Here is a 9,668-nt window from a genome sequence, read left to right on the forward strand (position 1 = left end):
TTTTAATTAGCGGTTAATGAGTAAAAAGCGTTTCAATAACGTGATGTAGGCTATCTACAGACGTTGTTGAAATTAGAACTAAGAGGGGTATTGCAATCACAACACCTCCCGTGGGAAATGGTCTGAACTGTTTATCACTAAGCAAATGAAGCACTCTTTGTTCAATAGAATGACGACAGAAATGAACAAATAATTCACTATTATATTGTGGATGAATAGAGTAGCTCGCAGCCAATTTAGTAAACTTTACTAAGGTACTTGCAACGTTATGTGATTGTTGCTGATTTTCGGCATAAAAAGAATCAGCGGCTTGCTCCATAGATAGCGACATCATGGAAATCAATAACTGTTTAACATTATTAGCGAAATAAGCTGAGAAAAATGAGAAAAGCCATTTCTTTAATGGATCAAAATAATGAACATGAGCTAACTCATGCTGAATAATTATTTTTATGTCATCAGCAGTTGTTTGCTCGACAAGACTCGTAGATATAAAGCATGATGGCCTAAACACACCACCAGTGAATGCTGTAGGTATAGATGATTCAATGAAATAGACTTGCTTACTATTTTCAATCCCTAATACACGTAACAAATTAATTTGATGATGATTACGATAAAGAAGAGTTATTTTTCGTATAAAAATATACAGAGTAAAACTGGTAAAAATAAGTAAACTAGCACTATGCCAGCTCATAAAATAGAAAATATCAGGATGGTGCCAATGAGCAAGGTCTGTCAACCAAACAAATATTGAACCGTTTTGAAATAGTGGACTAAAAAAGAGTGTGGCACATAAAGATATCAGCCACGGAGCAAGCACTAATAACCATAATAATGATTTACGAGTTGATACCGCATAGTGTTGCAACTTACTTTTGACTAACCAAAAAGTAATTGAGACAAATATGTTAGCCACGATAAAGGCTAAAACCCCCACCGTGAGCAAATTAAATACTAATGCCCATTGGCCATAAATCATTTTTCAGAATTCTTCTGTATTTTTTGACGTTGTTGTTCAATCATTGCTTCCAATTTATCTAGCTGCTTTTCATCTAGATCTGATGAAATAGAAGAGAAAGCAGCAACAACACTATTTTCATCTTCAGTAACAAAATCATGAGTAATACTTTTAATCAACTGACCTATCAGCTCTTGCCTTGCAACTTTTGGAAAGTATTGATAAGCGTGGCCGTTTTTTACCCTACTTAACAAATCTTTTTTAAACAAGCGTTCTAGCGTACTTTGAATGGTATTTAGAGATCCGCCTCGGTCTTTTTCAAAATAGCTATGCACCTGCTTGGCATCAGCAGGTTGATTTTTCCATAGATATTCTAAAACTTGTTTTTCTAATTCACCGAGTAACATAAATTTCAATCGCCATTTTTTAAGTAATAGGATAGTGCCACACAAAAAACCGAGAGGCAATCGGTTTTTCGATTTGTTTCATTAAGAGTTCTATTTTAAGTAGCTTTTAAGAATGGAAATAACATCTTCTACCTCCTCTAATCGTTCCTCTTTTGTCATATCCTCTGCACCTAAATGTTCCCTCAAATGACCTTCTAATACTTCCTTCATCAGCCCATTAACCGCACCTTTAATCGCAGCTACCTGTTGTAAAACAGCCATACAATTAGGCTCTCCTTCTAAAGCAGTTTCTAAAGCGAGTGATTGACCTTTTATTCGTCTAACACGACTGAGGAGCTTTTTTTTCCCTGCGATTGTATGTGACATAAATTTCCTTTACTTGATAAGTAGTATACTAGGGTATAGTATATTTCAAAGTGTAAATAGATGCTATTCATAAACAGCATGAAGCAATATTTTAGGATATTTAATGAAAAACGATAGTCGTATTCAGTGGGAACATTCTCATAATTTTGGTATTGACAGTAAGCTCCATGAAAACAAAGTAAAGCTCGTTTTTTGGTTAACAACCGTCATTATGGTACTTGAAATTACCGCTGGAACTTGGTCAGGCTCTATGGCCCTGCTTGCTGATGGATGGCATATGGGAACTCACTCTGCGGCATTTCTCATTGCTATTTTTGCATACTCTTACGCTAAAAAGCATGCGAACAATAAGGACTTTAGCTTTGGAACAGGCAAGGTAAACTCTTTAGGTGGCTTTGCCAGTGCTATTGCCTTAGCAATTGTTGCATTGATGATGATAATAGAATCTGTTCAACGATTAATAGAACCACAATCAATTCATTTTAATGAAGCAATTGTTGTTGCGATTATAGGTTTAGTCGTCAATGTCGCCTCTGTTTTTATCCTACATGATGATCATCATCACCATGGAGAACCCCACCACCATCATGATCACGACCATAATATGAAAGCAGCCTACTTTCACGTACTGGCCGACACGCTAACCTCTTTATTAGCCATTGTTGCTTTATTAGTAGGAAAATATATTGGCTTATTATGGATGGACCCATTAATGGGGATTGTTGGGGCAATAGTCATTTTCCGTTGGTCTTATGGCTTAGTTAAGGAATCCAGTGAAGTTCTTTTAGATAAGTCTGTGAAAAAGCCAACTCTCGATAAGATTTCAGATGCATTAAGCAAAAAGAACACTGTGATCAACGATATTCATGTATGGAAAATAGCGACAGGTCACCAGGCTGCAATTCTTAAAGTGACATCAGGTGAACCTCTAAAGTCAGAAGAATATGAAATTATTTTAAAAAGTTTCTTACCTCAGCTCTCACATATCTCTATTGAAATACGTAGTTAACGTTTTTTCAAATGTGACTTTGATTAATTAGCTTTCTCTTTACTTTGGTTTTTTGGCAGCTTCAATGATAATAAAGTTGCCATAGCCACAAATATACTTGATATCCATAAACAGGCTTCTAGGCCATAATTTTGATATACCCAACCTGAAAGCACTGTACCAATTAATCTCCCCATAGCATTAGCCATATAGTAAAAACCAACATCAAGCGATACACCGTCACTACCTGCATAACTGACGATGAGATAGCTATGTAAAGAAGAGTTAATAGCGAAAACAGCCCCAAAAATCAGTAGTCCTATAATGATTGAAGCTTGAATATGAAAATTAAAATGCAAGGCCAAAGCAATCACAGCAGGTATTAATGTTAAGTAGCTTGCCCATAAAAATGCTGACCTACCCGTTGGCACATTACCTTGCTTTTCCCTCGTGCCTTTTCCGGTAATAATAGGCGCAACAGACTGAACTATGCCATAGCCAATGACCCAACTTGCCATAAAACCTCCAACCCACCAATGATCCCAATTAAAGGTCACAGCTAAAAAAACGGGTAACGCTACGACAAACCAAACATCTCTTGCACCAAATAAAAACATTCGAGCAGCAGAAAGAATGTTTATTGACGAACTCTTAGAGAAAATATCATTAAATTTAGGTTTATTTGTCGCCTTGCCCAAATCATCTTTTAAGGCGATTAAACTAAATACCCACACTATGGCTAATAGTGAAGCCATTAAGATGATTGCACCTTTAAATTCAAGCAAGGTTAGTAACAAACCTCCAAGAAAGAACCCTACACCTTTTAGCGCATTTTTAGACCCTGTAAGTATAGCAACCCACTGATAAAGCTTACCTTCAGCGCCTACTGGAACAAGTAACTTTATCGAGCTTTTCGCACTCATTTTATTTAAATCTTTAGCGATACCTGATAAAGCTTGTGCCGCCATTACATAGATAACTGTTAGCATTTCAGCAGGAACAACAAGCATACCAAGCGCAATTATTTGTATGGCTAAGCCAATGTTCATGGTTTTGTTCAAACCAAGTCGTGCACCTAGCCAACCACCAACAAGATTCGTAATAACACCAAATATTTCATAAAATAAAAACAGCATGGCAATATTTAAAGGGCTATATCCTAACTGATGAAAATATAGCACTACGAGCATGCGTAGTGCACCATCGGTTAAAGTAAACGCCCAGTAATTACCTGTTATCACCAAATATTGTTTAATTTGCGGTGATAACGCTTTGAGTGATAAAAGCCCCATGATTAACCTTTGTCCGCCAAACCAACCATACGTGCTAGCTCAGCCGTTCTATTGGCATAGCCCCATTCATTGTCATACCAAACATAAAGTTTTACTTGTGTACCATTTACTACCATCGTTGATAATGCATCAATGATGCTAGAACGTGGATCAGTTTTATAATCAATAGACACTAGTGGTCGTTCTTCATATCCCATGATGTTTTTCAATTCACCTTGTGCTGCTTGTTTAAGTACTTTATTTACTTCTTCAACAGTTGTAGCTCGTTCAACTTCAAAAACACAATCTGTAATTGATGCATTAGTTAAAGGAACTCGTATTGCATGACCATTTAACTTCCCTTTTAGTTCAGGAAAAATATGCGTAATTGCCGTAGCCGAGCCAGTTGTTGTCGGAATTAAGCTCATGCCACATGCTCGTGCTCTACGTAAATCCTTATGGGGGGCATCTAATATGGTTTGCGTATTAGTAATGTCATGGATAGTGGTCATTGAACCATGCTTAATACCTATTTTTTCATGAATAACTTTGACCACTGGCGCTAGGCAATTAGTGGTACATGAAGCTGCTGTTACGATAGGATGAATAGCTTTGTCGTATAAATTTTCATTTACTCCCATAACGATATTCAATACACCATCTTCTTTTACAGGAGCTGTAACCACAACACGCTTTACACCTTGATCTAAATAGGCTTGTAACAGCGCTTTCGTTTTTATTTTTCCTGATGCCTCAATTACTACATCACACTTAGACCAGTCAGTGTCTTGAGTCGCTTTGTTTTGCGTGCAAGGAATAGCCTTGTTATTGATAATTATTGAATCGCCTTCATGATTCGCCTCATGATGCCAACGACCATGTACTGAATCAAACGTCATTAAATGTCCAAGTGTTTCAGCATTTCCCGCAGGATCATTGATTTGAATAATCTCTATATCATCCCAATCAAATGCTGCACGCATTGATAAACGTCCCATACGGCCAAAACCGTTAATACCGATTTTAATTGTCATAAATCTGTCCTGAATGTTGTTAAAAATTATAAATAAGTATTGAAATAATCAAGCTGTACTGGGTGTTTTAGCGCTTTAGGCCGTATTTCCTGTACTGCTTCAATTACCTTTTCACCTGACCACCCAAAAGCTAAAAGTATAAGTCCAATCACTAATCCTGTTCTGCCAGAGCCACCTTTGCAGTGAACAGCAATGGTGCCCTTGTTATTTATCACCTCTAAAATGTTAGCCTTTTGAGCATCCCACTGAGATTCAAAGGCTTGGCTTGGGGCAGCATCATCTAAAATGGGTAATTGAACCCACTCAATTCCTTGCTTTTCACATTCAGTTGGTAAAGAGAGTGCATTGTTTTTTTCCATTTCTTCGTCAAACATCAACGTAATAAGCATGTTAGTACCTGCTTGTTTAAGTGTTGATATAGACTCAACTAAAATAGAATCTTTCGTGCCTGGGCACGGGGTAAATATAAGTTGGCTACCGTTTTCAAGTGCCAAAATATCAAAAGGATGTGACATTATTTTTCCTATCGTTAATTATCTGTGCAATGTATTGATTTACAGTTATTTGCATAAGGTTTACTTTCTATTTGAATGGTGACGTGAGAAACATTAAATTCATGTTGGATAGTAGATGTTATCTCTTCGAGTAAATTTCCATCATTTAAACAGTTAACTTTTGCTATTGCTGTAACCATAATTCAATCTCTTGACGGTGGGGAATAGAGCCACTATGCACATTAACTTCATCAATAATTACAGCAGGAGTACTCATTACGCCATACCCCATAATTACTTCAGGATCAGTTTCTTTGATTACGTGTACATCTACATTTAATTCAGTAGCTATTTTTGCAATAACTTCAATGGTTTTTGTACATTTTGCACAACCAGTACCTAATACTTTTATTTCTTTCATGATTTTTCCTTAAATAAAGGGGGTCAGATAATTAAAAATCCAACCAATTAACGTAAATGCAACGAGTAGAAGTGCAAAAAGTACTACTAGTAATCGCCACTGCATTACTTGTTTTAATAAAATAAATTCAGGAAAACTTGCTGCCACAGTACTCATACAAAAGGCGAGTGTTGTTCCAATAGGAAGTCCTTGTTTAATTAAACTTTCCATCACAGGAATTACACCTGTGGCATTGGAATATAAAGGTATACCTAATAATACGGCAGATGGAACTGACCACCATTGACCATTACCTAAATGCTCTTCAATCCAGCCATCAGGAACAAAACCATGTAACGCAGAGCCTAGCCCAACACCAATGATCACCCATTTCCATACTCGGCCAAAAATCTCTAACATTTCCTCTTTGGCAAAGGTATGTCGCTCTTTTAAAGACAAGCTTTCAACCTGTTTGGATTGAACTGTAGAGGAAGCCTTTTGACCACGCTCTAAAGCTTTCGCAGCAAAGGATTGCAACCAGCGCTCAGCCCTAATAGCATCAAGGAAAATACCGCCTAAAATCCCAACAGACATACCAACAACCACATACAGTAACGTGAATTTCCATCCTAATAAGCTTAGTAACAGCAAGACCGCAACTTCATTGATTAGCGGAGAGGTAATGAGAAATGACATAGTGATGCCAACAGGAATACCTGCTGACGTAAAACCTAAAAATACAGGAATACTTGAACAGGAACAAAAAGGGGTTATTGCGCCAAAACTAGAGCCTAATATGTAACCGACACCTTTATGTTTATCGGCTAAATAATCACGAACACGCTCTACATTTATTGATGCTCTTATCAATGCAATGACGTAAATCATCACTAGTAATAAAAAGAAAATTTTGGTGGTGTCTTCAATAAAAAAATGAAGTGCATCGCCTAATTTTGTTGCTTTCGACAATCCAAAAACATCAACGACTAACCATGTGGCTAAGTCAGTAAATACCTCAAACATGGCTTTCCCCAAACCAGCCTTGTGTACGGTTAATAATATAAACTAATGACAACATAACAGGCACTTCAACCAATACCCCAACAACGGTCGCCAAAGCTGCTCCAGAATGTAAACCAAAAAGGGATATAGCCACCGCAACCGCTAATTCAAAGAAGTTAGATGTACCTATCAAACATGCTGGAGCCGCTATGTTATGTGGTAGTCTCATCCATTTTGCTGCTAAGTACGCGATAATGAAAATACCGTATGTTTGGATCATTAGAGGAATGGCAATTAAGCCAATGGTTTCAGGTTCAGAAATGATGGTATTTGCTTGAAATCCAAATAATAACACCACTGTTGCTAACAGGCCGATAACCGACCAAGGCTTTAATGTTGATAACAATTCATTTAATGATTGTTCACCATTACCATTATTCAGGATTTTACGAGTCACTACTCCTGCAATTAAAGGCAGCAAAACATAAAGCACTACAGAAATCATCAACGTTTCCCAAGGAACTTGAATATCACTTACACCAAGTAAAAATGCCGAGATAGGTGCGAAAGCAAAGATCATGATCACATCATTTACTGATACTTGAACCAATGTATAGTTCGGATCACCTTTCGTTAACTGTGACCATACAAATACCATTGCAGTACAAGGGGCTACGCCCAATAAAATCATGCCAGCGATGTATTCTTGTGCAGATGCAGGATCAACTAAATCAGCAAAAAGGAAAGTAAAGAAAAACCAACCTAAACCAGCCATGGTGAAAGGTTTAACCAACCAGTTTATGACAATAGTTAACACAAGCCCTTTAGGGTTTTTACCCACATCTTTTATCGCTGAAAAATCAATTTGAACCATCATGGGATAAATCATCACCCAGATGAAAACAGCGACTACAATGTTAACGTGTGCAATCTCAAAGTTGGCAATCACTTGAAAAGCATCAGGTTGCCATAAGCCTAATACCACACCAAGCACAATGCTTAAGCCAACCCAAACCGATAAATAACGCTCAAAAATACCCATTATTCAATCCTTTACTCATTCTTTATAGAAAATTTATTTACAGAAATTTGCTCGATTAGGTCTATTTTGCATATTAGCTAAACGCTGAAGTTCGTTACTAACCAGAGGAACATTATTCTCTGTTGTTTGTGCAATCACAGATTTAGCCCATAACGGTAAGTCAGGATTGATACGATAAAACACCCACTGACCGTGCTTTCTATCAGTTATCACTTTAGCTTTTTTCAAAACAGCTAAATTACGTGATACTTTGGGCTGGCTATCTTCTTCCATCGCTTCCATTAACTCACAAACGCAAAGCTCACCATGATAATGCGTCAACATTAACGTTTTCAGTCGGATATCATCAGTTAGGCTTTTATAAAAGGAGATGGGGTCAAATTCGTCACTTTTGACATCAATTGAGGTTTTTGTATCACCACAACTGATCTTAGCGTCCTTTTCTTCAACCAAAATAAACATAGATAGACGGTTGTTAAGCTCGTTTAATGTTGTAGAAAAAGGGTTACTACCAGAACGCTCTTTTGGATCGGGAAAATCCCAAGCTAACTGCTTAACGGCATTAGGGTAGCTGCGACATTCATTATTAGCTTTATCGCATAGTGTAATGACGTAATCAAATACTTGACCTTCAAAGACATTCACACTTTTAGACACTAAATCGTTAGTATCTAAGCCAAACTTTTCTAAAGCATCAATCGCACGAACATCAACGGCATCAGGTTTAGTACCTGCACTAAAAACATTAAATATGTCTCCCGCTTTATGCCGCAATAACGCTTCAGCCATTTGAGATCTAGCCGAGTTTGCAGTGCAAAGGAAAAGGATTTTTTTATTTTTTAGGCTTTTCATATGAAACCTTAGTTATTTGCATGTGAATTATTATATATATGAAAAATCACATATACAAGCATTGGCATATAAAAAGATTTAAATCTGAAGCATGATTTAAATTTTATAAACGAACTTTTCGTACAAATAGATTCTTAGTGATTTCGAGGGGATGAGCACAAAACCCCTTTTAGATAAATCAGTAGATATTTCAACTTTAGAGGAAATATCTACTGCAATTAGTGCTCAATAAACTGTTATTAATGATATCAATGTTTGGAACATAGCCAATTAGAACAAACGCTATTCTTTCAGTTTCATCAAAAGAGCCATTAGTTAAAGAGGAATATCAAAAAATCCTAATGAATTCTTCACCTCAACTTTCTCATGGGTCTATTGAAATACATAATAGGTAAATTGATTTCATTTTCGAGAATATTTTAAATAATTCTCGTTTTAATATTACGATTACTTAGGTAATCGTAATATTAAAACGTTCTTTAGAAGCATCTCATTCATATAGAATTCTCCAAGTAATCCATATCACAAAATGGTCGAATACTTGCGGAGAAATATGATTGATGAAGAATGATTGGGAGTTTTCGTGCGTCTTTATGGTTTAGCAGTGTTTCTTTAATGCCATTACTAAATTCACAATAATTGATCATAGACATAGCGGGTGATTCAACATGAATACATTCGAATATCAGCCTTTGCTGCTCAAAATAAAATATAAAAACCTGCTTCTCTGGAATATCTCTAATTGATATTTTAAGTGTTGGTAAATTACTGTTGATTTCTTCTGTTAAACTTGGGGATTGTAGTGGTCAATAAAATTTGGCCACAGCTTTAGAATCTTGGTATCTAAGCTC

11 protein-coding genes are annotated in these 9,668 nt (G+C 36.6%); 1 reads left to right on the plus strand and 10 read right to left on the minus strand.

Annotated elements, in window-relative coordinates:
• Nucleotides 1–13: 13 nt before the first annotated feature.
• From CWB65_RS13395 to CWB65_RS13405, 3 genes are all read right to left on the minus strand, one after another.
• Nucleotides 14–982 carry a M56 family metallopeptidase gene (locus CWB65_RS13395; protein ID WP_008109167.1) on the minus strand — a complete coding sequence of 323 codons (969 nt, stop codon included), beginning with the start codon at nucleotides 980–982 and terminating at the stop codon, nucleotides 14–16.
• A complete protein-coding gene (locus CWB65_RS13400) occupies nucleotides 979–1,368 on the minus strand; it encodes a BlaI/MecI/CopY family transcriptional regulator (protein WP_008109165.1) in 390 nt (129 codons plus the stop codon). Before CWB65_RS13400 ends, CWB65_RS13395 begins: the two co-directional genes overlap by 4 nt.
• 90 nt (nucleotides 1,369–1,458) lie before the next feature.
• Nucleotides 1,459–1,734, minus strand: a complete 276-nt coding sequence (locus tag CWB65_RS13405; protein WP_024600843.1) for a metal/formaldehyde-sensitive transcriptional repressor — start codon at nucleotides 1,732–1,734, stop codon at nucleotides 1,459–1,461.
• Nucleotides 1,735–1,837: 103 nt separating this feature from the next.
• Between CWB65_RS13405 and dmeF the strand changes: the two genes are divergently transcribed.
• Nucleotides 1,838–2,743 (plus strand): CDF family Co(II)/Ni(II) efflux transporter DmeF, encoded by a 906-nt coding sequence (dmeF, locus tag CWB65_RS13410; protein ID WP_008126916.1) that lies wholly within the window; start codon nucleotides 1,838–1,840, stop codon nucleotides 2,741–2,743.
• Nucleotides 2,744–2,766: 23 nt separating this feature from the next.
• On the opposite strand, the gene arsJ is transcribed toward dmeF, so the two are convergent.
• The 7 genes from arsJ to CWB65_RS13445 form a co-directional block, all read right to left on the minus strand.
• The gene (gene arsJ, locus CWB65_RS13415; protein WP_008113571.1) at nucleotides 2,767–4,014 is read right to left on the minus strand and encodes an organoarsenical effux MFS transporter ArsJ; all 1,248 of its coding nucleotides are present in this window, start codon (nucleotides 4,012–4,014) and stop codon (nucleotides 2,767–2,769) included.
• 2 nt (nucleotides 4,015–4,016) lie between these two features.
• Nucleotides 4,017–5,027 carry an ArsJ-associated glyceraldehyde-3-phosphate dehydrogenase gene (locus CWB65_RS13420; RefSeq protein WP_008113569.1) on the minus strand — a complete coding sequence of 337 codons (1,011 nt, stop codon included), beginning with the start codon at nucleotides 5,025–5,027 and terminating at the stop codon, nucleotides 4,017–4,019.
• Nucleotides 5,028–5,053: 26 nt separating this feature from the next.
• Entirely contained in the window at nucleotides 5,054–5,542 is a 489-nt protein-coding gene (locus tag CWB65_RS13425) for a phosphatase domain-containing protein (protein WP_008113568.1), read from the minus strand.
• Between the two features lie 163 nt (nucleotides 5,543–5,705).
• On the minus strand, nucleotides 5,706–5,942 hold the full coding sequence (locus CWB65_RS13430) for a thioredoxin family protein (protein WP_008113564.1): 237 nt from the start codon (nucleotides 5,940–5,942) through the stop codon (nucleotides 5,706–5,708).
• A 9-nt stretch (nucleotides 5,943–5,951) separates the two neighbouring features.
• Nucleotides 5,952–6,944: a permease gene (locus CWB65_RS13435; RefSeq protein WP_008113562.1), complete on the minus strand. Its 993-nt coding sequence runs from the start codon at nucleotides 6,942–6,944 to the stop codon at nucleotides 5,952–5,954.
• Nucleotides 6,937–7,965, minus strand: a complete 1,029-nt coding sequence (gene arsB / locus CWB65_RS13440) for an ACR3 family arsenite efflux transporter (protein ID WP_008113560.1) — start codon at nucleotides 7,963–7,965, stop codon at nucleotides 6,937–6,939. Before arsB ends, CWB65_RS13435 begins: the two co-directional genes overlap by 8 nt.
• A 33-nt stretch (nucleotides 7,966–7,998) precedes the next feature.
• Complete coding sequence (locus CWB65_RS13445; RefSeq protein ID WP_008113558.1) at nucleotides 7,999–8,817, minus strand: metalloregulator ArsR/SmtB family transcription factor; 819 nt, start codon at nucleotides 8,815–8,817, stop codon at nucleotides 7,999–8,001.
• Nucleotides 8,818–9,668: the final 851 nt, after the last annotated feature.

It is taken from the genome of Pseudoalteromonas sp. S554, assembly GCF_005930865.1.
Lineage (GTDB): Bacteria > Pseudomonadota > Gammaproteobacteria > Enterobacterales > Alteromonadaceae > Pseudoalteromonas > Pseudoalteromonas marina.

What these genes read in the sequence shown, in the direction of transcription:
- CWB65_RS13395 (WP_008109167.1), bottom strand. Translation starts at nt 982, where the DNA reads ATGATTTATGGCCAATGGGCATTAGTATTTAATTTGCTCACGGTGGGG.
- CWB65_RS13400 (WP_008109165.1), bottom strand. Translation starts at nt 1,368, where the DNA reads ATGTTACTCGGTGAATTAGAAAAACAAGTTTTAGAATATCTATGGAAA.
- CWB65_RS13405 (WP_024600843.1), bottom strand. Translation starts at nt 1,734, where the DNA reads ATGTCACATACAATCGCAGGGAAAAAAAAGCTCCTCAGTCGTGTTAGA.
- dmeF (WP_008126916.1), top strand. Translation starts at nt 1,838, where the DNA reads ATGAAAAACGATAGTCGTATTCAGTGGGAACATTCTCATAATTTTGGT.
- arsJ (WP_008113571.1), bottom strand. Translation starts at nt 4,014, where the DNA reads ATGGGGCTTTTATCACTCAAAGCGTTATCACCGCAAATTAAACAATAT.
- CWB65_RS13420 (WP_008113569.1), bottom strand. Translation starts at nt 5,027, where the DNA reads ATGACAATTAAAATCGGTATTAACGGTTTTGGCCGTATGGGACGTTTA.
- CWB65_RS13425 (WP_008113568.1), bottom strand. Translation starts at nt 5,542, where the DNA reads ATGTCACATCCTTTTGATATTTTGGCACTTGAAAACGGTAGCCAACTT.
- CWB65_RS13430 (WP_008113564.1), bottom strand. Translation starts at nt 5,942, where the DNA reads ATGAAAGAAATAAAAGTATTAGGTACTGGTTGTGCAAAATGTACAAAA.
- CWB65_RS13435 (WP_008113562.1), bottom strand. Translation starts at nt 6,944, where the DNA reads ATGTTTGAGGTATTTACTGACTTAGCCACATGGTTAGTCGTTGATGTT.
- arsB (WP_008113560.1), bottom strand. Translation starts at nt 7,965, where the DNA reads ATGGGTATTTTTGAGCGTTATTTATCGGTTTGGGTTGGCTTAAGCATT.
- CWB65_RS13445 (WP_008113558.1), bottom strand. Translation starts at nt 8,817, where the DNA reads ATGAAAAGCCTAAAAAATAAAAAAATCCTTTTCCTTTGCACTGCAAAC.